21 protein-coding genes are annotated in these 22740 nt (G+C 65.2%); 7 read left to right on the top strand and 14 right to left on the bottom strand.

What is annotated here, in order from left to right; all coding sequences use genetic code 11:
- The first annotated feature begins 73 nt into the window (after positions 1-73).
- The 3 genes from BMZ19_RS11920 to BMZ19_RS11910 all read left to right on the top strand — a co-directional run bounded on the left by BMZ19_RS11920 (position 74) and on the right by BMZ19_RS11910 (position 5851).
- Entirely contained in the window at positions 74-1126 is a 1053-nt protein-coding gene (locus BMZ19_RS11920) for an efflux RND transporter periplasmic adaptor subunit (protein WP_212633225.1), read from the top strand.
- Positions 1123-4221, top strand: coding sequence for an efflux RND transporter permease subunit (locus BMZ19_RS11915; protein WP_090311167.1), 3099 nt, complete (start codon positions 1123-1125; stop codon positions 4219-4221). The genes BMZ19_RS11920 and BMZ19_RS11915 overlap by 4 nt, the downstream gene beginning before the upstream one ends.
- A 184-nt stretch (positions 4222-4405) precedes the next feature.
- On the top strand, positions 4406-5851 hold the full coding sequence (locus BMZ19_RS11910) for a SulP family inorganic anion transporter (protein WP_090311165.1): 1446 nt from the start codon (positions 4406-4408) through the stop codon (positions 5849-5851).
- Between the two features lie 52 nt (positions 5852-5903).
- Here the strand turns inward: BMZ19_RS11910 and BMZ19_RS11905 are convergent, their stop codons facing one another.
- The 12 genes from BMZ19_RS11905 to BMZ19_RS11850 form a co-directional block, all read right to left on the bottom strand.
- Positions 5904-6608, bottom strand: a complete 705-nt coding sequence (locus BMZ19_RS11905; protein ID WP_090311164.1) for an NAD(P)H-dependent oxidoreductase — start codon at positions 6606-6608, stop codon at positions 5904-5906.
- A 75-nt stretch (positions 6609-6683) separates the two neighbouring features.
- Positions 6684-7040 (bottom strand): 2Fe-2S iron-sulfur cluster binding domain-containing protein, encoded by a 357-nt coding sequence (locus BMZ19_RS11900; RefSeq protein ID WP_090311162.1) that lies wholly within the window; start codon positions 7038-7040, stop codon positions 6684-6686.
- Positions 7037-7471, bottom strand: coding sequence for a tautomerase family protein (locus BMZ19_RS11895; protein WP_090311161.1), 435 nt, complete (start codon positions 7469-7471; stop codon positions 7037-7039). Before BMZ19_RS11895 ends, BMZ19_RS11900 begins: the two co-directional genes overlap by 4 nt.
- A gap of 51 nt (positions 7472-7522) precedes the next feature.
- Positions 7523-8278 carry an SDR family NAD(P)-dependent oxidoreductase gene (locus BMZ19_RS11890; RefSeq protein WP_090311159.1) on the bottom strand — a complete coding sequence of 252 codons (756 nt, stop codon included), beginning with the start codon at positions 8276-8278 and terminating at the stop codon, positions 7523-7525.
- Positions 8279-8331: 53 nt separating this feature from the next.
- Positions 8332-9384: a 4-hydroxy-2-oxovalerate aldolase gene (gene dmpG / locus BMZ19_RS11885; RefSeq protein WP_170847750.1), complete on the bottom strand. Its 1053-nt coding sequence runs from the start codon at positions 9382-9384 to the stop codon at positions 8332-8334.
- Entirely contained in the window at positions 9381-10295 is a 915-nt protein-coding gene (locus tag BMZ19_RS11880) for an acetaldehyde dehydrogenase (acetylating) (RefSeq protein WP_090311156.1), read from the bottom strand. The genes dmpG and BMZ19_RS11880 overlap by 4 nt, the downstream gene beginning before the upstream one ends.
- Complete coding sequence (locus BMZ19_RS11875; RefSeq protein WP_090311154.1) at positions 10292-10501, bottom strand: tautomerase family protein; 210 nt, start codon at positions 10499-10501, stop codon at positions 10292-10294. The genes BMZ19_RS11880 and BMZ19_RS11875 overlap by 4 nt, the downstream gene beginning before the upstream one ends.
- 20 nt (positions 10502-10521) lie before the next feature.
- Positions 10522-11325 (bottom strand): 2-oxo-3-hexenedioate decarboxylase, encoded by an 804-nt coding sequence (dmpH, locus tag BMZ19_RS11870; RefSeq protein ID WP_090311152.1) that lies wholly within the window; start codon positions 11323-11325, stop codon positions 10522-10524.
- Positions 11322-12119 carry a 2-oxopent-4-enoate hydratase gene (gene dmpE, locus BMZ19_RS11865; protein ID WP_090311150.1) on the bottom strand — a complete coding sequence of 266 codons (798 nt, stop codon included), beginning with the start codon at positions 12117-12119 and terminating at the stop codon, positions 11322-11324. The genes dmpH and dmpE overlap by 4 nt, the downstream gene beginning before the upstream one ends.
- Positions 12120-12241: 122 nt before the next feature.
- Positions 12242-13702 carry a 2-hydroxymuconic semialdehyde dehydrogenase gene (locus tag BMZ19_RS11860; RefSeq protein WP_090311148.1) on the bottom strand — a complete coding sequence of 487 codons (1461 nt, stop codon included), beginning with the start codon at positions 13700-13702 and terminating at the stop codon, positions 12242-12244.
- A gap of 304 nt (positions 13703-14006) precedes the next feature.
- The gene (locus BMZ19_RS11855) at positions 14007-14498 is read right to left on the bottom strand and encodes a hypothetical protein (protein ID WP_090311146.1); all 492 of its coding nucleotides are present in this window, start codon (positions 14496-14498) and stop codon (positions 14007-14009) included.
- Positions 14499-14585: 87 nt separating this feature from the next.
- Positions 14586-15356: a CHAD domain-containing protein gene (locus tag BMZ19_RS11850; RefSeq protein WP_170847749.1), complete on the bottom strand. Its 771-nt coding sequence runs from the start codon at positions 15354-15356 to the stop codon at positions 14586-14588.
- Positions 15357-15624: 268 nt separating this feature from the next.
- On the opposite strand from BMZ19_RS11850, the gene BMZ19_RS11845 reads away from it, so the two are divergent.
- Complete coding sequence (locus BMZ19_RS11845) at positions 15625-16353, top strand: alpha/beta fold hydrolase (protein WP_139214663.1); 729 nt, start codon at positions 15625-15627, stop codon at positions 16351-16353.
- Positions 16354-16371: 18 nt separating this feature from the next.
- On the opposite strand, the gene BMZ19_RS11840 is transcribed toward BMZ19_RS11845, so the two are convergent.
- A complete protein-coding gene (locus BMZ19_RS11840; protein WP_212633224.1) occupies positions 16372-17022 on the bottom strand; it encodes a response regulator transcription factor in 651 nt (216 codons plus the stop codon).
- Positions 17010-19943 carry an ATP-binding protein gene (locus tag BMZ19_RS11835; RefSeq protein ID WP_090311140.1) on the bottom strand — a complete coding sequence of 978 codons (2934 nt, stop codon included), beginning with the start codon at positions 19941-19943 and terminating at the stop codon, positions 17010-17012. Before BMZ19_RS11835 ends, BMZ19_RS11840 begins: the two co-directional genes overlap by 13 nt.
- A gap of 554 nt (positions 19944-20497) precedes the next feature.
- Between BMZ19_RS11835 and BMZ19_RS11830 the strand changes: the two genes are divergently transcribed.
- The 3 genes from BMZ19_RS11830 (at position 20498) to BMZ19_RS11820 (ending at position 22721) form a co-directional block, all read left to right on the top strand.
- A complete protein-coding gene (locus tag BMZ19_RS11830) occupies positions 20498-22000 on the top strand; it encodes an aromatic/alkene/methane monooxygenase hydroxylase/oxygenase subunit alpha (protein ID WP_090311139.1) in 1503 nt (500 codons plus the stop codon).
- Between the two features lie 86 nt (positions 22001-22086).
- The gene (locus BMZ19_RS11825; protein ID WP_090311137.1) at positions 22087-22347 is read left to right on the top strand and encodes a toluene-4-monooxygenase system B family protein; all 261 of its coding nucleotides are present in this window, start codon (positions 22087-22089) and stop codon (positions 22345-22347) included.
- A 41-nt stretch (positions 22348-22388) separates the two neighbouring features.
- Positions 22389-22721 carry a monooxygenase system ferredoxin subunit gene (locus BMZ19_RS11820; RefSeq protein WP_090311135.1) on the top strand — a complete coding sequence of 111 codons (333 nt, stop codon included), beginning with the start codon at positions 22389-22391 and terminating at the stop codon, positions 22719-22721.
- Positions 22722-22740 lie beyond the last annotated feature (19 nt).

The following is a 22740-nucleotide window of genomic DNA, read 5'->3' as shown; positions in this document are numbered from 1 at the left end:
CTGTTTAGGGTGCTGGATGGGTAAAAACGATTACTGTACATTCGCGTACATTAATCCTTGAAACGGAATTCACATGCGTGTCTCGCCGCTGTTGCTCGCTGTATACGTGCTATTTCTCACAGCCTGTAATGATACCCCCGAGCCCGCTGCGACTGCCGCCCTGCCGCCGTTCGTCAAGACCGTGACCGTGCGCACAGGCGCGGGTACCACGCTCGGACTGTCCGGCACGGTGCGCGCGCGGGTCGAGTCGCCGCTGGCCTTCCAGGTGGGCGGGCGCATTGCCCGGCGCGCGGTGGATGCCGGGCAGGCCGTGCGCGCCGGCCAGGTGCTGTTCGAGCTGGATACCCGCGATCTGGCGCAGTCGGTCGGCGCGGCCGCAGCGGACCTGGCCGCCGCCAACGCGGCGCTCGCCACCGCCGAGTCCGACCTGGCCCGTCATCGCCAGCTGGAAACGCAGAACTTCGTCAGCGCCCAGGCCCTGGAGCGTGCCGAACTCGCCCGCCGCGAAGCCCAGACCCGCCGCGACGCCGCCACGGCGCGCCTGGTCCAGGCACGCAATGCCCTCGGCTACGGCCGCCTGCAGGCACCGGTCGCCGGGGTGCTGATCGACGTGACCGGCGAGGCCGGCCAGGTGGTCGCCGCCGGCCAGGCCGTGGCCCTGCTCGCCCAGGCCGCGGAGCGCGAAATCGAGGTGTACTTCCCCGAGGACGTGACACCGCCCGAACACGGCGAGGTGGTTGCCGACGACGGGGCAAACCTGCCGCTGCGCCTGCGCGAAACGGCCGGCGCCGTCGATCCGCAGGGGCGCACCCGGCGCGCCCGCTATACGGTTCTTGATCCGTCGCACGCCCTGGTGCTCGGCGCGGTGCTACGCACCCGCTTCGCTGCCCAGGATGCCAACGCCAGCGACTTCGCGGTGCCCATCGGCGCCCTCGACGAGCGAGGCCAGGGCCCGCGGGTCTGGCGGCTGCGCGAGGGACGCGTCGTGCCCGTCGCCGTCAGCGTGCTGGCGCTGGATGGCGAAACCGCGCGCATCCGCGGCCCGCTGACGGCCGGTGACCGGGTGGTGGCGCTGGGCGCCCATCTGCTCGACGAGAACATGCAGGTGAGGGAACTCGGCCAATGAGCTTCCCCAACCTCTCGGCGCTGGCCGTGCGCGAGCGCTCGTTGACGCTGTTCCTGCTGATCCTCGCCGTGCTCTCCGGCATCTATGCCTTCCTTGCCCTCGGTCGGGCGGAAGACCCCTCCTTCACCGTGCGGGCCATGGTGGTCACCGCAGTGTGGCCCGGCGCCACGCCCGAGGAGTTGCAGAGCCAGGTGGTCGACCGCCTGGAGAAGCGCATCCAGGAGGTGGAGTACCTCTACCGGATCGACACCACCATCCGCCCGGGGCAGGCCAACCTGCAGATCGAGTTCCACGACTACTCGCCGCAGGCCAGGGTCCCCGACCTGTTCTACCAGGTGCGCAAGCGCATGCAGGAAGAGGCCGGCAACCTGCCGCCCGGGGTGATCGGCCCGATCGTCAACGACGACTTCTCCGACGTGTACTTCAGCCTGATCGCCGTCACCGCCCCGGGCCTGCCGATGCGCGAACTGACCCGCGACGCAGAGGCGATCCGCGACCGCCTGCAGCGCGTCGCCGGCGTGCACAAGGCCATGCTGCTGGGCGAGCGCACCGAGCGCGTGTATCTCGAGTTCGACAATGCGCGGCTGATCAACCTGGGGATTGCCCCGCAGGCGGTGTTCGACGCCATCGACGCCAGCAACCGCCTGCTGCCGGCGGGACGCATGGAGACCGACGGCCCGCGCCTGCATCTGCGCCTGGACGCCGACCTGTCCGATCCCGAGCAGCTGGCCGCGGTGCCGGTGCGCATCGGCGAGCGAGTGCTCAAGCTCGCCGACATCGCCACCATCCGCCGCGGCTACGAGGACCCGCCCAGCTACCTGGTGCGCTCGCGCGGGCAGGATGCGCTGCTGCTCGGCGTGGTCATGGCCAAGGGCGAAAACGGCCTGGAACTGGGCGAGCGGCTCGCCGCCTTCCTCGACGCCGAGCGCCAGCGCCTGCCGCTGGGCATGGCGCTGGACGTGCTGACCAACCAGGCCGACGCCATCAGCGGGGCGGTCAACCTGTTCCAGGTCAAGTTCCTGATAGCGGTGGTCGTGGTGGTGGCGGTCAGCATGCTGGCCATCGGCCTGCGCGCCGGCTTGATCGTCGGCATCGCCGTACCGCTGACCCTGGGCATCACCTTCCTGGTGATGATGCTGATGGGCATCGACCTCGACCGCATCACCCTGGGCGCGCTGATCATCGCCCTGGGGCTGCTGGTCGACGACGCCATCATCGCGGTGGAAATGATGCTGGTGAAGATGGAAGAAGGCTGGGACCGCGTGCGCGCCGCCGCCCATGCCTGGACGGTCACCGCCGCGCCCATGCTCTACGGCACCCTGGTGACGGTGGCGGGCTTCTTTCCCATCGGCTTCGCCCGCTCGGGGGTCGGCGAGTACGCCGGCAACATCTTCTGGGTGCTGGCCATCGCGCTGCTGGTGTCCTGGCTGGTCGCCGTGGTGTTCGCACCCTGGCTGGGCGTCAGGATGCTGCCGGACTTTCCCAAGGCAACCGGCCACGGCCACGCCGGGGCCTACCAAACCCCGCTGTACCGGCGCCTGCGCAGCGTCGTGACCTGGTGCGTGACCCGGCGCAAGACGGTGGTCGGCGCGACCGTGGCGTTACTGGCGCTGTCCATCGCCGGCATGGCCCTGCTGGTGCAGAAGCAGTTCTTCCCCAGTTCGGACCGCCCGGAAGTGCTGGTCGCCGTCTACCTTCCACAGGGCAGCAGCGTCGGCGCCACGGATGCTACGGTCAGGAAGCTCGAGGCCATTCTCGCCCCGCTGCCTGAGGTACGCAGCCTGTCCGCCTACGTCGGCGCCGGGGCGCCGCGCTTCTTCCTCGGCGCCAACCCCGAGCCGCCCTCGCCCGCCTTCGCCAAGATCGTTGCCGTGGCGCAGGATCCCGCGGCGCGGGACAAGGTCATGGCCACCCTGCAGCAGCACATCGATCAGGGCGAATTCCCCGAGGCGCGGGTGCGGGTGTACCAGCTGCTGTTCGGCCCGCCGGTGATCTGGCCGGTCGCCTTCCGCGTCATCGGCCCCGATCCGCTGGTGCTGCGCGATATCGCCCATCGGGTCCGCGCGGTGATGGCCGCCGATGAGCATGTGGTCGACCCGCACCTGGAATGGGACGAGCGCACCCCGGTGCAGCATCTGGCCATGGACGAGGAGCGCCTGCGCCTGCTGGGGCTTACCCCGCAGGAGGTGGCGCAGCAACTGCAGTTCCAGCTCGACGGCGTGCCAGTCACCCAGCTGCGCCAGGACATCCGCAGCGTCGAGGTGATCGCCCGCGGCAGCAGCGACGGCCGCCGGCTCGACGCCGACAGTCTCGACGAACTGGAAGTGCTGACTCGCGACGGCCACAAGCTGCCGTTCAGCCAGCTGGGCGAGGTCGAGGTGCGCTTCGAGGACCCGGTGATCAAGCGCTACAACCGCGAGCCGTTCCTGACCGTGCAGGGCGACGTCCGGGGCGCCCAGCCCAACGACGTGACCGCCGCCGTATGGCAGGCGCTCGGCGACGTGCGCGCCCAGCTGCCCGCAGGCTACCGCATCGACACCGCCGGCGCGGTCGAGGAGTCGGGCAAGGCCGATGCCTCGATCCAGAAGCTGCAGCCGGCGATGGTGGCCTTCATGCTGATCCTCATCATGCTGCAGATGCGCTCCTTCTCCGGCACCTTCATCGTGCTGGCCACCGCCCCGTTGGGCCTGATCGGCGCGGTGCTCGCGCTGCTGCTGTTCGACCAGCCGTTCGGCTTCGTCGCCCTGCTCGGCCTGACCGGTCTGGCCGGCATCCTGATGCGCAACACCCTGATCCTCACCCAGCAGGTGGCCGACAACTTCAAGGCCGGCATGCCGGCGTTCGAGGGCGTGGTGGAAGCGGCGGTGCAGCGCGCCCGCCCGGTGCTGCTGACCGCCCTGGCCGCGGTGTTCGCTTTCGTGCCGCTCACCCAGGACAGCTTCTGGGGGCCGCTGGCCTACGTGCTGATCGGTGGCGTAGCGGTCGGCACGGCGATCACCCTGCTGTTCGTACCGGCGCTGTATGCATTGTGGTTTCGCCTCGCACCGACAGAGGCAGCGGAGCAGGAAAACAAGGCAACTGCCGTTTCCTTGTGAATCGACGAGCCATCCAGGAAGCAAAAGGGCCGGTCAGGACTTCCTGGCTGGCCCTTTCAGTCCGCGGGCGGAATCGAAGTAGAGTGCGCACTGGCCGGACCGCCTCCAGTTCCGTAACATCCCCAGCCCTTTTTCCGCCACTCGCTGCGGCCGGCTATGCCGGTCTGTGTCTTCAAGGTAAGCCATGAAAGCAAACCGTCTGCGCGCCGATGTCCTGGCCGGACTCACCACCTCCTTCGCCCTGGTGCCCGAGTGCATCGCCTTCGCCCTGGTCGCCCAGCTCAATCCGCTGATGGGCCTCTACGGCGCCTTCATCATCTGCACCCTGACCGCGCTGTTCGGCGGGCGGCCGGGCATGGTGTCCGGCGCCGCCGGCTCGATGGCCGTGGTGATTGTCGCGCTGGTGGTGCAGCACGGCGCCCAGTACCTGCTCGCCACCGTGCTGCTGGGCGGCCTGCTGATGATCGCCTTCGGCCTGCTGCGCCTCGGCAAGCTGATCCGCATGGTGCCGCACCCGGTGATGCTCGGCTTCGTCAACGGCCTGGCGATCGTCATCGCTCTGTCCCAGCAGGAGCACTTCAAGCACGGCGAGGCCTGGCTGAGCGGGACGCCGCTCTACCTGATGCTGGGGCTGGTGGCGGTTACCATGGCTATCGTCTACCTGCTGCCGCGCCTGACCCGCGCCGTGCCGCCGGCGCTGGTGGCGATCCTTGGCGTCGGTCTGGCGGTCTACCTGCTCGACCTGCCGACCCACACCCTGGGCGACATGGCGAAAATCGCCGGCGGCCTGCCGACCCTGGCCCTGCCGGACATCCCCTGGAACCTGGAAACCCTGGGCATCATCGCCCCCTACGCAATCCTGATGGCCCTGGTCGGCCTGCTGGAAACCCTGCTGACGCTGAACCTCACCGACGAGATCACCGAGAGCCGTGGCTACCCGGATCGCGAGTGCGTGACCCTCGGCGCGGCCAACATGGTGTCCGGTGTGTTCGGCGGCATGGGCGGTTGCGCGATGATCGGCCAGACCATGATCAACCTCAGCTCCGGCGGCCGCGGCCGGCTCTCCGGCGTGGTTGCCGGGGTGATGATCCTGCTGTTCGTGCTGTTCCTCTCGCCGCTGATCGAGCGCATCCCGCTCGCCGCGCTGGTCGGGGTGATGTTCGTGGTGGCCCAGCAGACCTTCGCCTGGGCCTCGCTGCGGGTGCTTGGCAAGGTGCCGCTGCACGATGCGCTGGTGATCTTCGCGGTGACCATCATCACCGTGTTCACCGACCTGGCCACCGCCGTGCTGTGCGGGATCGTCATCGCCGCGCTGAACTTCGCCTGGCAGCAGGCCCGCGAGCTGTATGCCGACAGTCATCTGGAGGCCGACGGCAGCAAGCTCTACCGCCTGCACGGCACGCTGTTCTTCGCCTCCAGCACGCCCTTCCTCAACCAGTTCGACCCGGCGGGCGACCCTGACCAGGTGACTCTCGACTGTCGCCACCTGAGCTTCGTCGACTACTCGGCCATCGCCGCGCTGAAGACCCTGCGCGAGCGCTACGCCAAGGCCGGCAAGCACCTGCGCGTGCTGCACCTGTCCGAGCGCTGCAAGCAGCTGCTCAAGCGCGCCGGCGTGCAGCACGACTGAGGTCGGCCCGGTCAGGTCTGGCCCCAACCGGGGCCAGCAGGGTGAGGCGCCCTTAGCGCTGCAGCGGCATCAGCTTGTCGTCGAAGTCGTTCATGCTCGGGAACACCAGCGGCTGCAGGTCGTCGAGGCCCTGCAGGTGCTGGCCGTAGTCGGCAAGGATCTGCCCCCGCGCCTCGGCGCTGACATAGGGCACGTGGTAGCCGATGAACGGCGGCAGCACCTCGAAGCCGCAGTAGGCTAGGCTGCCCTGCAGCAGCGGGCGCAGCAGGGTGTGGATCTCGCCGTGGATCGCCTCGGGACCGAACATGTGCTCGCGCCCGCCGAGGGTCAGGGTCACCAGCGCGCGCTTGCCGCGCATGCCGCCGCGGTCGTAGATGCGCTTGCCGCCGTAGAACACCCCGGAAATCATCACCCGGTCGATCCAGCCCTTGAGGACCGCCGGCATCGAGAACCAGTACAGCGGGAAGTTGAGGATCAAGAGGTCGCACCACTGCACCTTGGCGATCTCGGCGGCGATGTCCGGCGCCAGGGTGCCGGCCTCGTAGTTGTGACGCTGTTCCAGGGCGTAGACCAGATAGTCCGGATTGGCCCGGCAGCCGAAGTCGGCGGCGCTGGCCACCGGGTTCCACTCCATCGCATGGAGGTCGGAGACCTGCACCTCGTGGCCCGCAGCGCTGAGTTGCTCGACGGCGCAGTCCTTGAGCGCGCTGTTGAACGAGCGCGGTTCGTGGTGGGCGTGGACGATCAGTACCTTCATGGGTGCTTCTCTCCTTGATCCTGAAGGGGCGAATTCATTCGCCAAAGTACCCCGTAACGGCGAATGAATTCACCCCTACAGGGTCAGGTGATTCCCCGGCGCCTGTGTCGGCGCCAGCGGCATCAGCCCCCGGCACACCGCCTTGTGCAGCTTGCCGACCACCTTGAGGCTCAGGCTGCTCTGCGCCTGGATGCAGCAGGCCAGCACGGTGCCGTGCTCCTCCTCGTCGCGGCTGACATGCTGGCGGCTCATGGTACGGGTGGTCTGGTAGGTGCCGCTGGTGACCTGCACCTTGCACACCCCGCAACCGCCGCCGCGGCAGCCGACCGGAATGCCCTTGCGGCCGAGCTTGGCCATGCCGTTGAGCACGGTCTCCTGCTCGTCGCAGGCGTAGCGCTCGCCGGTATCCTCGATATGGATCTCGTGCTTCATGCGGCGCCCTCCCCGGCTACAGCACGGGCGCGCGCTGCCACTTCCCCGGCGCGCAGCACGCTGGCCGGCGCACCGCCGATGGACCAGTCCTCCGGCGCCACGCGACGGCACATACCGCGCACCAGCTCGCGGCTCACGTCGAGCACCTCCACCAGCAGCTCGGTGAAGCCCTGGTGCAGCTGCTGGCGATCCTCCAGCGAGCGGCCCTCAAGGACGATGAACTCGAAGAAGGGAGCGTGCAGACCGTTGGCGCTGCACGGCGCGCCGGCGACGGCGAATTGGCTGGCGGGATAGGTAGTGATGAGAGCCCGCACCCGCTCCATGGGTGCCTTGAGCACCTCGGCATAGAGCCGGGAGGCTTCCTTGAGCAGGCGTTCGTCCTGCTCCGCGGAGCTATGCCCCGCCAGCAGGTGGAAGTTCACGACAGGCATGGCGCATCTCCAGTTATTTTTATGTGCGCGTGACTACGTTGGAGCTATCGATCAAGGTAAGCCGCGCCGCCTTCCCGAATCCAGCATCAAGGTCGATCCGGTCATCGCATCGGCTTCCGGCGCCAGCAGCAGCGATACCGCCCAGGCCACCTGCTCCGGGGTGGTGAGGGCGCCGATGGACGATTCGGCACACATCTCGGCCAGCACGGCATCAGTGGTAATCCCGCGCAGCGCGGCCCGGTCGGCGGCAACGCGGTGCAGACGCTCGGTATCGGCCGGGCCGGGGGCGATCAGGTGCGCGGTGACCCCACGCGGGCCATAGGCCAGGCTGAGCTGGCGGCTGGCGTTGGCCAGCGCGGCGTTGGCCACTCCGGCCGCCGCGGCGTAGGCGGTCGGCTCGAAGCCGTAGTGGCCGCCGATGGCGACCAGCCGCGAGCCCTTGACCAGCCGGGAATCCACCGCGCGCACCAGGCGCAGCAGGCCACCGACCTTGATATTCACCGCATCGACCAGAGCGCTGGTTGGCGCGTCGAGCACCCCGCCGGCCACCGCCACGCCCGGCCCGTGCACGATCATGCGCACCGGGCGGTCGACGGCGGCGGCAATCGCGGCGATGGACTCGTCGCTGGCGATGTCGGCCACGCAGGCAATCACGCCGGGCTGCCGGCTGGCCAGCGCGTCGATGCTCTCCGCGCTGCGCGCCACCGCCACCACGTCCAGGCCTGCGGCGCACAGCTTGGCGACTATCGCCTGGCCGAAGGCGCCGGTGGCACCCACCACCACGGCCAGTTCCTGGTTCGCACTCATGGTCACCTCCATAAACGGAAACGCCGGATGGGTTGCCCCGTCCGGCGTGCTCATCAGGCGCTCTTCAGCAGCCCGCGTTCCTTGGCCATGGTCATCGCCGTATCGAGGATCATGTCCTCCTGGCCGCCGATCATCTTCTTGCGGCCCAGCTCGACCAGGATGTCGCGCGCCGGCACGCCGAAGCGCTCGGAAGCGCGCTTGGAGTGCAGCAGGAAGGTCGAGTAGACGCCGGCGTAGCCGAGGGTCAGCGACTCGCGGTCGACACGCACCACGTGCTCCATCATCGGCACGATGATGTCTTCGGCCACGTCCATCAGCTTGAACAGGTCGACGCCGGTCTCGATGCCCATGCGCTCGCACACCGCGGCGAACACTTCCAACGGAGTGTTGCCGGCGCCGGCGCCGAGACCCGCCGCCGAGCCGTCGATGCGGCTGGCGCCGGCTTCGATGGCGGCGATGGAGTTGGCGATGCCCATGCCCAGGTTGTGGTGGCCGTGGAAGCCGATCTCGGTTTCCGGGTTGAGCACTTCACGCAGGGCGCCGATGCGCGCCTTGACGTCCTCGGGCAGCATGTAGCCGGCCGAGTCGGTGACGTACACGGTCTGCGCGCCGTAGGACTCCATCAGCTTGCCCTGCTTGGCGATGCCGGCCGGGTCGTTGAGGTGGGCCATCATCAGGAAGCCCGAGGTGTCCATGCCCAGCTTGCGGGCGAAGGCGATGTGCTGCGGCGAGGTGTCCGCCTCGGTGCAGTGGGTGGCCACGTGCACGCTGCGCGCGCCGCAGTCATAGGCCGACTGCAGTTCCTTCATGGTGCCCAGGCCCGGAATCAGCAGCACCGAGACCTTGGCCTGCTTCATCTGCGCGGCGACCGCGCTGATGTACTCCTCGTTGCTGTGCGGGGCGAAGCCGTGCTGCAGCGAGTTGCCGCCCAGGCCCGCGCCGTGGGTGACCTGGATGTAGGGCACGCCGGAGGCGTCGAGGGCGGTGGCGACCTTGACCATCTGCTCGATGCTGATCTGCTCGCGCTTGGCGTGCATGCCGTCACGCAGGCACATGTCGTGGAGGATGACCTTGCGGCCTTTGAGACTGTTGGACTCGCTCATCACGCGACCTCCGGGGCTGGCAGCTGGATGGTTCCTTTGAGGATTTCCTCGGCGAACATCTCGGCGGTACGGGTGGCCGCCGCGGTCATGATGTCGAGGTTGCCGGCATAGGTCGGCAGGTAGTCGCCGAGACCGGCCACTTCCATGAACACCGCCACCTTGTTGCCGTCGAACAGCGGGCCGTTGACCAGGCGGTAGCCCGGCACGTACTTCTGCACCTCGCCGATCATCTCGAGGATCGAGGCGGTGATGCGCTCCTGGTCCGGCTCGTCGTCGGTCAGGCAGGAGATGGTGTTGCGCATGATCATCGGCGGCTCGGCCGGGTTGATGATCGCCAGCGCCTTGCCCTTGCGCGCCCCGCCGACCTTCTCGATGGCGTTGGAGGTGGTGTAGGTGAACTCGTCGAGGTTGGCGCGGGTGCCCGGGCCGATCGACTTGGACGCCAGACTGGCGACGATCTCGGCGTAGCCGACGCTCTGGATGCGCGACACCGCGTGCACGACCGGGATAGTCGCCTGGCCGGCGCAGGAGATCATGTTGACGTTCATCTCCAGCTTGTCGGCGTGCTGGCGCAGGTTCACCGGCGGCACGCACAGCGGGCCGATGGCCGCCGGGGTCAGGTCGATCATCAGCACGCCCAGCGCGTTGAGCTTGCGGCTGTTCTCGGCGTGCACGTAGGCGCTGGTGGCGTCGAAGGCGATCTGGATGTTGTCTTCCAGCACGTGCGGCAGCAGGCCGTCCACGCCTTCGGCGGTGGTCTTCAGGCCCATCTCGCGGGCGCGCGCCAGACCTTCGGACTCGGGGTCGATGCCGACCATCCACACCGGCTCCAGCACTTCACTGCGCTGGATCTTGTAGATCAGGTCGGTGCCGATGTTGCCCGAGCCAATCAGTGCGCAACGGATCTTCTTCATTGTCCCTGCTCCTGCAGTGCGGCGCGCTGCGGCTTGCTCAGCCCGGCGACGTAGAACTCGTGCTGGCGGTGTTCGGTGATCAGGATGCGCACGGTTTCCGGGCTGCAATCCAGGCTCTCGGCGACCGCGGCGGTAACGGCGGCGGCGACGCGCTGCTTCTGCTCCACGGTGCGGCCTTCGATCATGTGCATTTCAATGATGGGCATGGCTGTATTCCTGATTGTTGTTATTCGACGAAGCGCATGGAAACGGAGCCGAGCTCCTGGAAGCGCGCGACCACGCTGTCGCCCGGCTTGACCGGCACGGCCTCGGTGATCCCGCCGCTCATCACGAAGCTGCCGGCCGGCAGGTTCTCGCCCAGCTCGGCGAGGATGTTCACCAGCATCGCCACCGCCTCGGCCGGATGGCCAAGCACCGCGGCGCTGGCGGCCATGCCGACCAGCTCGCCGTTCTTCTCCATGACCACGCCGAGGGTGCGCAGGTCGAGGTCCTCGACGTAGCGCGGGCGGCCGCCGCCGACGAAGCGCGCCGAGGAGCCGTTGTCGGCGATCACGCTGGCCAGGTCGAACTTGAAGCCGGAGAAGCGCGAATCGATGATTTCCACCGCCGGCAACACGTAGTCGGTGGCCGCCAGCACGTCGGCCGCGGTGCAACCCGGGCCTTGCAGGGTTTCCTTCATGACGAAGGCCACTTCGCACTCGACGCGCGGGTGCACCAGGTCGGAGGTGGAGATTGCCGAGTTCTCCGGGCGCGCCATGCGGTCGGTGAGGAAGCCGATGGACGGCACGCTGACGCCCATCTGCTGCATCTTGGCCTTGGAGGTCAGACCGGCCTTCCAGCCGACCAGCTTGTGGCCCTTGGCGATGAAGCGGCGACGCAGCTCGCTCTGCACGGCGTATCCGTCGGCGATGGTCATGTCCGGGTATTCGTCGGTGAGCTTGGGGATCGCGTAGGCGCGGGTCTGTGCGCCTTCGACGCGCTCGCACAGGCGCACGATGTCCTCGCGGGACAGGGTCAGGTTGCTACTCATGCTGCGCTCCTCCCGGAGAATTTCACCCGGCAACTGCCGAGACCGCCGACCGTGCACACCAGTTCGTCGCCATCGACCACCGGCACCAGCGCCGACTGCGAGCCGGAGAGGATCACCTCGCCGGCCTTGAAGGGGATGCCCAGCTCGCCGAGGGTGTTGGCCAGCCAGGCCACCGCGTTGGCCGGCGAACCCTGCACCGCGGCACCGACGCCGGTGGAGAAGATCTCGCCGTTCTTTTCCAGCACCATGCCGGCCAGGGTCAGGTCCAGCTTGCGCGGGTCGCCCTTGGTCTTGCCCAGCACGTACACGCCGCAGGAGGCGTTGTCGGCCACGGTGTCCTGGATCTTGATCTGCCAGTTGGTGATGCGCGAGTCGACGATCTCGAAGCACGGCAGCACGTAGTCGGTGGCGCGGATCACGTCCATCGCGGTGATGCCCGGGCCCTTGAGGTCGTGCTTGAGCACGAAGGCCAGCTCCGCCTCGGCCTTGGGCTGGATCAGGTCGCCGAGGTCGATGGTGTCGCCCTCCTGGTAGACCATGCCCGAGGTGAGGATGCCGAAGTCCGGCTGGTACACGCCGAGGAAATCCTGCACCGGCTTGCTGGTGGCGCCGATCTTCTTGCCGACCACCGTCTCGCCGGCCTCAAGGCGGCGCGCGACGAAGCGCTGCTGGATGCGGTAGGCGTCCTCGATGGTGATGTCCGGCTCGCGGCTCAGCAGCGGCGGCACCGCACGGCGGGCGACGAAAGCTTCATACAGCTCGTCGCCGTATTGCTCGATCTTGTTGTTGTCCATGTCTCTGTCCCGTAGGGGCGAATTCATTCGGATGTCTGCGCAGGGCCGACCTGTAGGGGCGAATTCATTCGCCTTCATGCTCATTGACGAATAAATTCGCCCCTACAGACCCGCGGTGCGGCTTACAGCTTCACGCAGACGTTGCGCGTCTCGGTGTAGAACTCCAGCGAGTGCACCCCGCCTTCGCGACCGATGCCCGACTGCTTGGCGCCGCCGAAGGCGGTGCGCAGGTCGCGCAGGAACCAGCTGTTGATCCAGGTGATGCCCACCTCGACGCGCGCCGCCATGCGGTGGGCGCGGGCCAGGTCGTTGGTCCAGATGGTGGTGGACAGGCCGTAGACGTTGTCGTTGGCCAGCGCGACCACTTCGTTCTCGCTGTCGAACGGACGGATGTGGCAGCACGGGCCGAAGATTTCCTCGGTGACCACCGCCGAGTCGTCGGCCAGGCCGGTCCAGATGGTCGGCTGCACCCAGGAACCCTCGGCCAGCTCGCCCGGCATCTCCGGGACGCCGCCGCCGGTTACCACGGTGGCGCCCTCTTCCACCGCCTTGCGGTAGTAGGACAGCACCTTGTCGCGATGCTCCTGGCTGATCAGCGGGCCGTAGTTGGCGTTGTGATCGTCCGGGCGACCGAACTTGACGCCCTCGGCCTTGACCTTCAGCGCCTGCACAAAGCGCTCGAAGATCGGCCGCTCGACGTAGACGCGCTCGGTGCCCAGGCACACCTGGCCGGAGTTGAGGAAGGCGGAGCGGAAGATGCCGTCCACCGCCGCGTCGAAATCGGCGTCGGCGAAGACGATGCCGGCGTTCTTGCCCCCCAGCTCGAAGGACACGTCGCGCATGCCTTCCGAGGCGGCTTTCATGATCGCCGCGCCGGTGCGGGTCTCACCGGTGAAGGTGATGGCGTTGACGCCCGGATGCTGGGTGATGAACTCGCCGGCCGAATCCGGACCGAAGCCGTGCACCACGTTGTACACGCCCTTCGGGATGCCCACGGCGTTCATCACCTCGCCGAGCAGCGCAGCGGTCTGCGGCGACTCCTCGGACGGCTTGACGATAACGGTGTTGCCGCAGGCCAGCGCCGGGCCGACCTTCCAGGTCATCAGCATGAACGGCGCGTTCCACGGGCAGATCACGCCGACCACGCCCTTGGGCACGCGCATGGAATAGTTGAGGGCACCGCGACCGTCCGGGGTGGCCATCTGGAAGGATTCGCTGGCGACGTTCTTGATCACGTCGGCGAACACCTTGAAGTTGGCCGCGCCACGCGGGATGAACACGTGCTTCATCACGTGCGAAGGCTGGCCAGTGTCGGCCATCTCGGCCTCGACGAAGTCGTCGAAGCGACGGGTGATCTCGTTGGCCACGCCGTACAGCAGCTCGACGCGCTGGTCGGTGCTCAGCCCGCCCCACTCGCCGTGCAGCGCGCCACGCGCGGCCTTGACCGCCGCATCCACCTCGGCACGCCCGGCCTCGGCAATGGAGGCGATCACGCGGTTATCGAGCGGCGAGCGCTTGTCGAAACGCTTGCCGCTGGCAGCGGCGACGTACTCGCCGGCGATGAAGTTCTCAATCTTGCGCATGGTCACTCCGCGTTGTTGTTCTGGGGGTGGCCAGCCAGGGCGACCGGGGTGGAGGTCGTAGGGGCTGGGCCTTGGGAGTGAGGATAGGGAGAGGGAGCGATACCAGCTAATACTTTGTTTCTTCTGATCCGATACCTCACAGGTATCGAGCATGCCGTATCAGCCTCTGGTCACGCGCCCACAGCGCATAGGCTAGACAACAGCACAGCCTCGCCTACCGAGACAGAAGGTGGGCAATCGCTGCGCGAGTTGCCCACCCTACACCACCCTGCCATCTGCTCGAATCGATGTTCCGCCTCTGCCCTCACCCCGGAACCGACGGCTGATCCACTTCGCCAAACGCCAGGTACTTGCCGGCAACCAGCTGTTTGCGCTCTTCTTCGCTGATTTTCCACACCACTTCCGTGTCCTCGGCGGGGGCGAGGAAGCTCGAGTGTTCGAGGAAAGGGACCTGCGACTCGATCTCACGGCGCAGGTCGAGGATGTGCAGCATCAGCGGCGGGCTGCCGTTCAGGTAGATCGCCAGCTGGTAGTGGTTCTCGGAGTAGACCGGCAGCGCCATGGCCTTGACCCGGAGTTGGCGCCACTCGGGCCTGATGGAGGCGCTGACCAGCTCCTTGAGCAGGCGGATGGAGAGGCGCTGCTTGCGGCTCCTCGCGGGCTTCTCGCGCAGATGGTTGAACAGCCAGAAGAGCCCGGTCAGCGAGAAGACGTAGCGCGTTCCCGAGGGCCCGCTCTCGACTTCGATGCCACGTAGCTGCAGCAGGGTCAGATCGTTCTTGCTCAGGGCAGGCATAGTCGTCTCCGCTCTGTTCCCATGTGGTAGTTCGACTCTAGCCGACGCTCCGGCGGCTTCCAGCGCTGCCGTAGGCCTCGCGCCGCGTCATTCGCTATCCCGCCGCAACCGGGTTCTGAGTTCGGCGATGGTTGTTTCGGCCTCCTCGAGTGCGGCGGCAGCGGCTGTTAGCCAGTCGGCCTGCAAGGGTTGCAGGTCCGTCTCCTGGCTGGAGTTCTGCGACCAGAGGTGCTGATCGTGCCAGTCGCCCAGCTCGGCCTGGGCATGCATGAGGGCGGTGGCGGTCTTTTTCGAGATGGGCAACAGCTGGGGGTAGGCTCTGTGGGCGTATCTCAGGCGCTTGATCAGGATGCGCAGCTTGTGCCGGTCATGGTCCGGGGCGTCCAGTGCCGCCTGCAGGCGGCGCAGCTGTTTCTTTAGTTTCCGGCTGATCCGCTTCTTGAGCCGGCGCAGCTCTCCGTTGCGATCGGCCGCGCGAAGGTTCGAGGGGAAATCGTCCAGCTCGGCAAAGAGCTGCTCAAGCTCCGGGCTCTGCACGATCTCGGCATAAGCGGAGCCGACGGCAGCCTGTCGGGAGCGGGCCTGCTTGGTCGCTCCCTTGCGCGCCAGTTCATTGGCCAGAACCTCGAGATCGCGCAGCGGACTGGTCAGCTTCAGGAACTTCGACGCGGCCTGATCGAGCGACTTAACGTCGTCCAGCTTGCGAATAGGCCTGAGCAGGCTTTTCAGGCGCCGGGCCTTGACCCGCAGATCGTGCAGCCCCTGGTCGTCGGTGCGCGCCTCCATGCGGGCGTTCGCCTCATGGAGGGCCATGTCCAGGCGTAGCGCTTGCGCGACAATCGAGTCGATAACGGGCATCGAGTGCTCCGGTGCAGGCTTGGAGGACTTCAGCAAGTATGGTTGGGCCGCTCGCCCTGCGGTGACTTGATCTGCTGCGAAATGGACAGGGGGACGGATTTGTCCTCCAGACGAATAGCCGGCTGCGCGGCGCTGGCCCCCTCCCATAACGCTGCCCGGGGGCAAGCATCTGATACTGAGCCTTGCGCGATGGGACTACCATGAACCTATCCGGCGCTGTGCTGAAGCGCTGCTGTCACGGCACCTGAAACATCCGGGGAAATCCACGATGGGGACCACTCGCCTTCATCCCAGCGAAACCCGAGAGTCGCGTCCCGACCCGAGGCTGACCTCTGCGGCCAAGGATCAAGGCTCCGGAGCTACGTCAGGCTCCGAACACCGGACGCTCGCTCTGTTCATCGGCGGCGCTGGCGATAAGAAGTCCTACTACCTCGCCGGGCCCTACCGCAACATGGCCTACGCGCTGGCCGCCTTCGACCAGCGCATCGACGAGGCCGGAGTGGCGGACGGCTACCAGTCGCTCTATCTGGGCTATCACGAGATGTGGAGCGCGATCGACATCGGTCGGCTGATAACCGCCGAGATCCACGACAAGACCACGCCGATCTATATCGTCGGCCACAGCCTCGGCGCCTGGAGCGGCGCGCATCTGTCGCAGCGGCTCAGCGAGTGGGGCTATCGGGTGGAGATGCTGGTGACCCTGGATCCGGTGGGTTCGGGGCTGCTGGTGCGGCTGGGCTCGCGGATTCCCTACCACCGGCCGGCGCCGCACTGCCACTGCTGGATCAACGTGCGCGCCGAGCCGGGGCGGTCGAATGCGTCGGATCTGGTGGCACAGCTCGGCCGCAAGTGGCATGTCGCCGGCGAGCCGCACATCGACGAAGCAGTGGACACCAACCATGCCAATGCCTGGGCGCTCTTCTGCAACCCGCTGCACGATGGCCGCTCGGCGGCCGATCACATGTTCGAGTCGATTGTCGGTGGGTTGCGTGGATGATCCTGCAGGCAGGAATGCCTAGGTATGAGCGTTTTTGTCCGCGAGATCGCTCTGGCGGAGCTTTTCGACCATACGCACCAGATCTGGCAGCGACTTTGCGTTCATTTTCTGCAGTATGCGCCGGCGATGAACCTTGATCGTGATCTCCGTGATGCCAAGCTCGGCAGCAACCTGCTTGTTGAGCATGCCTTTGACGATCAGGATTATCACCTCCCGCTCGCGGGATGTGAGCGTGGCGTACCTCTCCTGGATCTCAGCCAGTTCGACGCGTTGTTGCCGGGCTACCTGGCTCCGTTCGAGCCCCTCGCGAATGGCATCCAGCAAGTCCTCATCACGAAAAGGCTTCGGCAAGAATTCAATTGCCCCCGCCTTCATGGCGCGAACGCTCATCGGGATGTCACCGTGGCCCGTGATGAAAATGATGGGAATCCGCTCCTGCGAATGGGCCAGCTCACGCTGCAGATCGAGTCCGCTCAGGCCGGGCATTCGCACGTCGAGCACGAGGCACGCCGCCGCGTCAGGGCGCTGGTATTGCAGGAAGTCCTGCGCGGAAGCGAAGGTTTCGACACGCAGGCCGACCGAACGGATCAGGCTGCTCAGAGCCTCGCGTACGGACAAATCGTCATCGACAACAAAAACGGTGGGATCTATTGGCTTCATGATCCGCATAGTGCTCCGATCGGCAGAGTGAACTGAAAGGTCTCGCCGGGGCCGTCGTTAGGCGTCGCCCACAGCCGTCCACCATGTGCCTCAACGATTGAGCTGCTGATCGCGAGCCCCATCCCCAAGCCTTCCGGCTTCGTCGTATAGAAGGCGTCGAAAATCCGCAGCCTATCCTGCGGTTCGAGCCCGCCCCCCGAATCTCGTACCGTGACCCGCACGGTGTCCGGGCCAATCTGGTCCGCTTCTATCTCCAATACCGGCTCCCGCCCCGAGACCGAACTCATGGCATCAATGGCATTCATCACGAGGTTCAGCACCACCTGCTGCAACTGCACGCGATCCGCCATTACCGGCGGGAGGCCTGCAGCCGATCTGACGCTTAACGACACGCCATGGGTCCGGGCTTTGTCTTGCACCAGGCTGATAACGTCGCCGATGACCTCCTCGAGGTGAACCTGGGTCCTGTCCGGCCCCTTCCTCTTGAGAAACCCTCGAATCCTCGCGATCACCTCACTTGCCCGGTTGGCATCGCGGATGATCCGCTGAATGGCATCATGCACCTCCTGTTCATTGGGAGTCTCTACCTTGAGCCAGCGTTGAGCGGCATGCCCGTTGGCGACGACAGCGGCAAGCGGCTGGTTGACTTCGTGAGCAATGGAGGCGGCGAGCTCCCCCATGGCCGTCACCCGCGTTACGCACGCCAGCTCGTTCTGCGCATCTGCCAACGCCTGCTCTGCCCGTTTGCGCTCAGTGATGTCTTCGACGACTTGCAGGAGCATCGGGGCGCCACCCTCGCTGCCGGGAATCAGCGATACCCCCACATTCGCCCAAATGATGCTGCCGTCCCGGTGCTCGTAGCGGCGCTGCACGTAGTACTCATCGACCTTGCCGGTCAGCAGCTGGTCAATGCGCGAGCGGGTGATCTCACGGTCATCCTCGGGCGTGATCTGTGCCAGGAAGCGATTCTGCAGATCCTCTGCCGTATACCCGAGCATCTTTTGGAAGGCGGGGTTCGCGGCCAGTATCCGTCCATCCGGTTCGGTCAACGCAATACCGGCGGCCGAGTGCTCATAGACGGCCCGCCACAGCTGCTCGGACTTGCGCTGAGCGGCTAGGCTCTGCTGCAGCGCCTGTTTGTTGGCAATGAGCTGCTGAGTGAGCTGCGCCAGATCCTCGTTCTGGCTCGAAAGCTCCTTCTGCAGCGCATCCCGCGCGCGCTTCATCATGACCAGGTTGCGAACCCGGGCGCGCAGTTCATGCGGGGAAAACGGTTTGGTGACGTAGTCCTGCACCGACTCGGAAAGCAGCTTCAGCCGTAGCGCCTCGTCTGCCTTGGCGGACAGCACGAGCACCGGCACGTGAAGCAAGGTTGGGCTCGCGCGCATCTCGTCTACCAGCCGGTCACCGCCAAGCTTCGGCATCATCAGGTCGGAAACCACCAGATCCGGTGGTTCGGCAAGCGCTCGCTCCAGCGCCTCCGCACCATTGGCGGCCGCCACGACACGGTACTCGTCGCCGAGCACCTCGGCGATGAAACGCTGCATTTCGCCATTATCTTCGACCACCAGAACCTGCGGGCGGTCCGCTGAGCATGGCGGTGCAGGGGTATCGAGTGTGGTCCGCTGCAGCTCCTCGATGGCGAAGTTGACGACGCCACCGCTCTCCCGGGGGGCGAGGAGCGCTTCGGCATGGCGGACGTAAGCACCCTGCGGGGCGCGCAGCGGCATCTCGACCTGGAATAGCGCACCGCCACCCGGCGCATCCAGGGTGACTATGGTGCCACCGTGCAGGTCGACGAAATCCTTGACTAGCGCCAGGCCCAGGCCGGTGCCGCCGAATTCGCGCGTGTTCCCCCCCTGTGCCCGGCGGAAGCGGTCAAAGATCGTCGAGCGCATCTCGGGGGCGACCCCGCAGCCGCTGTCCTGGACGCTGAGCAGCAGACGATCCTTCCCGCTGAGCTCGAGGGCGCACCTGATCCGGCCTCCGGCTGGCGTGAACTTGAAGGCGTTGGAGAGCAGATTGAGCAGAATGCCGTCGAATTTCTCCGGGTCGACTTCTGCTTCCAGCGTGTCGGGCGCGGTGATCACGTAGGAAAGCGAGCGCTGCGGCGCCAGCGCGTCGAAGTGCGCGGCGACCGTACGCACGGCGTGCGCCAGGTCGACGCGCGCGTAATTGACCGTCATCTGGCCTGCCTCGAGCTTCGCGAGGTCAAGCAGGTCGTTGACATGCTTGAGCAGCGTCGCGGCATTACGCTGGATGACCCCCAGGTCGCGCCGCTGCAGCTCGTCGAGATTCGCTCCGCTGGCGAGAATGGACTCGACCGGGCCGAGGATCAGAGTCAGCGGCGTGCGCAGTTCATGGCTGATGTTGGCGAAGAAGTCGCTCTTCAGTTCGTCCATGTGCCGGATCTTGTCGAGCAACCTTTGCAGCTCTTCGTTCTTCCGCGCGATCTCGGCTTCGGCGTGCTTCTTCTCGGTGATGTTGCGGCCTTCGGCGAGCAGAAACATGATCCTGCCGTTCTGGTCTTTTATCGGCAGCAGCGAGAAGTCGATGATGATCGTTTCCTCGCCAGCGGCTTGACCGTAGATTTCGACTTCGCTTTGCACGAACTCTCCCCGGCCTGCCCGGAGCACGCAGTCGCGCTGGAAGTCCTGAGTCTCCTTCGAGACAGCCCACCAGCGCGCCTCCCAGAACGGTTTTCCCTGAATGTCATCCAGCTGGATACCCGCCCCATCGAGCGCGGACTGGTTGATCTCGAGGGTCATACCGTTCGCGTCAAACAGGCCTACGAACTGATACATCTCATCCAACACGATGCGCGCGAGCTTCTCGCGGTGGGCCTGGAGATCGTCGGTAGCGGAGAGCGTCACATCGCTGACGTGGAGTATCGGTGAGTCCGTGAATAGCTGGCGGTTGATGGTCGGCATGTTTCACCTTTCGTGTGAACAGCAGGACTTCCAGCCACCAGAAGCCTGTTGGGCGTGAGAAATTCAAGCATTGCTACGCGCATTTCCGCCGCAAGAGGCGAACACTGCAGAATCTACGTGGTGCAAGCTTTACCGCAAAGTCCGACAGGATGCCAGTCGACGGCAGCGTAGCGGGTTTCGTCCGCTGCAATAGCAGGTTCGTTTGATCGGTTTCTTATCCGGCTTGCCGTCCAGATCCACGGCTACGAACTGTGCATGCACATTCCCAGGCGAACAACCACTCCAACAACCGGCAACCTGCGCAATAGTCCCGTGCTTGAGCCCTTCGGCATGACGCGCGGGCTCGTCACGCCTGCTTAATAGGCCTCGGGAAGCGGCCTGGAAGGCAGTCAAGCCGGGCGATTCAGTTACACCTTGGTATAACGCCGTGCACCTTTTTGACAGGTTCCGAACAAGGTTGCGCGCAGCATACTTCAATCGCGCAGGCCCTCTTGATGGGCTTCCCTAGGTGGGCAGCGCCGCCCTTACTGATAAATATAAGAAAGGAGACGGACATGGCTGTATTGAGCCGGATGGATTGGTACGACATCGCCAGAACGACCAACTGGACGCCGAAGCATGTCACGGAAGACGAGTTGTTCCCGCCGGAGCTGAGTGGCAGCTTCGATCTCCGCATGGAGAAATGGGAAAACTATGACGAGCCCTACAAGCAAACCTATAACGAGTACGTCAAGGTACAGCGGGAAAAGGATGCCGGCGCTTACTCGGTAAAAGCTGCGCTGGAGCGCAGCAAGATGTTCGAAACGGCCGATCCGGGCTGGCTCAGTGTCATGAAGTTACACTACGGGGCCATTCCCCGTGCCGAATACTCAGCCTCTACGGCCGAGGCGCGGATGGCACGCTTCGGTAAAGCGCCAGGCATGCGCAATATGGCGACACTCGGCATGATGGACGAGATTCGTCATGGCCAGATTCAGCTGTTCTTCCCCCACGAGCATTGCCCCAAGGATCGTCAGTTCGACTGGGCCCACAAGTCTTATGGCACCAACGAATGGGCAATCATCGCCGCGCGCCACATGTTCGACGACATGATGACCACCCGCAGCGCGGTGGGTGTCGCGTTGATGCTCACCTTCGCCTTCGAAACCGGCTTCACCAACATGCAGTTCCTGGGTCTGGCGGCGGATGCCGCAGAAGCCGGCGACTGGACGTTCTCGAACCTGATTTCCAGCATTCAGACTGACGAATCGCGGCATGCCCAGATCGGCGCCCCTCTGGTGTCCGTGCTGGTTGCCAATGGCAAGAAAGCCGAAGCGCAAAAACTGGTGGACATCGGCATCTGGCGTGCCTGGAAGCTGTTTTCGGTACTGACCGGCCCGGTGATGGACTATTACACGCCGCTCGAGCACCGCAAGCAGTCCTTCAAGGAGTTCATGCAGGAGTGGATTGTTACCCAGTTCGAACGCTCGCTGCTCGATTTGGGCCTGGATACCCCTTGGTACTGGAATCAGCTCCTGGAAGAGATCGACTCTCAGCACCATGGCATGCACCTGGGTGTTTGGTACTGGCGGCCGACGGTATGGTGGAATCCGGCAGCAGGTGTATCACCGGAAGAGCGTGACTGGCTGGAGGAAAAATATCCGGGCTGGAATGCAACCTGGGGTAAAAACTGGGATGTCATCACGGAAAACCTGCTGGCTGGCAAGCGCGAACTGACCTATCCGGAAACCCTGCCGGTCGTCTGCAACATGTGCCAGCTGCCGATCAACCAGACGCCTGGCCCAGCCTGGAAAGTGCGTGATTTTCCTCTGGTCTATAAGGACCGCACCTATCACTTCTGCTCAGAGGGCTGCAAGTGGTGCTTCGAGGAAGAGCCGGAACGCTATGCCGGACATCTTTCCCTCGTTGATCGCTTCCTGGCCGGGATGATCCAGCCAATGAATCTAGAGGGTGCCTTGAAATACATGGAATTGGCACCGGGGGAAATCGGTGACGATGCCCATGGCTACGCCTGGGTCGAAAAATTCCGGGCCGCCCACAAGAAGAATACGGCCTGAATTCCGACACTGCAGACCCATAGGGACGCCGTACTCTGCGCACCCCGCGAGCCACGGCAAACCTGATATTTCGAGAGGCAATCGATATGGCACTATTTCCCTTGATCTCCAACTTCCAAGAGGATTTTGTTTTGCAACTCTTGGCCGTGGATAGCGAAAACACCATGGACGAAGTTGCTGCTGCAGCTGCTCATCATTCGGTGGGCAGGCGTGTCGCCGCCCGTCCAGGACAGATCATGCGAGTCCGCCGTCAAGGCTCGGAAAAGCCGTTTCCACGCACGATGAAACTCAACGATACAGATCTTAATCCCATGGAATGTATCGAAGTGGTATGGGAAGCGCCCTAATCCAGAACGTGGGTTTCATTTGCAATTTTTGGTGAAGATCAATGGCATTTTTAAAAGTTTGCAATCTGGATGATCTCTGGGAAGGCGAAATGGCGTCTTTCGAGGTCAATGGCCATGAAGTCCTGCTGGTGAGTCCAGAGGGCAGCGAGATACGCGCCTTCCAGGGCATATGCCCGCACCAGGACATCCCGCTGGTAGAAGGCACTTTCGACGGCAAGGTTGTGATTTGCCGGGCGCACCAGTGGGTATTCGATGGCTGCACCGGCGAAAGCATCAATCCTGCCAACTGCCGCTTGGCCGAGTACCCGGTAAAGATCGATGGTGAAAGCGTGCTCGTCGATACCGACGGCGTTGCTCCTGTCTTTGCACACTGATCTCCCGGCTCACCAAGAC

This window comes from Pseudomonas linyingensis (assembly GCF_900109175.1).
Classification (GTDB): Bacteria; Pseudomonadota; Gammaproteobacteria; order Pseudomonadales; family Pseudomonadaceae; genus Geopseudomonas; species Geopseudomonas linyingensis.
This window is presented reverse-complemented; position numbering and strand designations above follow the sequence as displayed.

Excerpts from the sequence above, each read along its gene's own strand:
- BMZ19_RS11920 (WP_212633225.1), top strand. The coding sequence starts at position 74 with ATGCGTGTCTCGCCGCTGTTGCTCGCTGTATACGTGCTATTTCTCACA.
- BMZ19_RS11915 (WP_090311167.1), top strand. The coding sequence starts at position 1,123 with ATGAGCTTCCCCAACCTCTCGGCGCTGGCCGTGCGCGAGCGCTCGTTG.
- BMZ19_RS11910 (WP_090311165.1), top strand. The coding sequence starts at position 4,406 with ATGAAAGCAAACCGTCTGCGCGCCGATGTCCTGGCCGGACTCACCACC.
- BMZ19_RS11905 (WP_090311164.1), bottom strand. The coding sequence starts at position 6,608 with ATGAAGGTACTGATCGTCCACGCCCACCACGAACCGCGCTCGTTCAAC.
- BMZ19_RS11900 (WP_090311162.1), bottom strand. The coding sequence starts at position 7,040 with ATGAAGCACGAGATCCATATCGAGGATACCGGCGAGCGCTACGCCTGC.
- BMZ19_RS11895 (WP_090311161.1), bottom strand. The coding sequence starts at position 7,471 with ATGCCTGTCGTGAACTTCCACCTGCTGGCGGGGCATAGCTCCGCGGAG.
- BMZ19_RS11890 (WP_090311159.1), bottom strand. The coding sequence starts at position 8,278 with ATGAGTGCGAACCAGGAACTGGCCGTGGTGGTGGGTGCCACCGGCGCC.
- BMZ19_RS11880 (WP_090311156.1), bottom strand. The coding sequence starts at position 10,295 with ATGAAGAAGATCCGTTGCGCACTGATTGGCTCGGGCAACATCGGCACC.
- BMZ19_RS11875 (WP_090311154.1), bottom strand. The coding sequence starts at position 10,501 with ATGCCCATCATTGAAATGCACATGATCGAAGGCCGCACCGTGGAGCAG.
- dmpH (WP_090311152.1), bottom strand. The coding sequence starts at position 11,325 with ATGAGTAGCAACCTGACCCTGTCCCGCGAGGACATCGTGCGCCTGTGC.
- dmpE (WP_090311150.1), bottom strand. The coding sequence starts at position 12,119 with ATGGACAACAACAAGATCGAGCAATACGGCGACGAGCTGTATGAAGCT.
- BMZ19_RS11860 (WP_090311148.1), bottom strand. The coding sequence starts at position 13,702 with ATGCGCAAGATTGAGAACTTCATCGCCGGCGAGTACGTCGCCGCTGCC.
- BMZ19_RS11855 (WP_090311146.1), bottom strand. The coding sequence starts at position 14,498 with ATGCCTGCCCTGAGCAAGAACGATCTGACCCTGCTGCAGCTACGTGGC.
- BMZ19_RS11850 (WP_170847749.1), bottom strand. The coding sequence starts at position 15,356 with ATGCCCGTTATCGACTCGATTGTCGCGCAAGCGCTACGCCTGGACATG.
- BMZ19_RS11845 (WP_139214663.1), top strand. The coding sequence starts at position 15,625 with ATGGGGACCACTCGCCTTCATCCCAGCGAAACCCGAGAGTCGCGTCCC.
- BMZ19_RS11840 (WP_212633224.1), bottom strand. The coding sequence starts at position 17,022 with ATGCGGATCATGAAGCCAATAGATCCCACCGTTTTTGTTGTCGATGAC.
- BMZ19_RS11835 (WP_090311140.1), bottom strand. The coding sequence starts at position 19,943 with ATGCCGACCATCAACCGCCAGCTATTCACGGACTCACCGATACTCCAC.
- BMZ19_RS11830 (WP_090311139.1), top strand. The coding sequence starts at position 20,498 with ATGGCTGTATTGAGCCGGATGGATTGGTACGACATCGCCAGAACGACC.
- BMZ19_RS11825 (WP_090311137.1), top strand. The coding sequence starts at position 22,087 with ATGGCACTATTTCCCTTGATCTCCAACTTCCAAGAGGATTTTGTTTTG.
- BMZ19_RS11820 (WP_090311135.1), top strand. The coding sequence starts at position 22,389 with ATGGCATTTTTAAAAGTTTGCAATCTGGATGATCTCTGGGAAGGCGAA.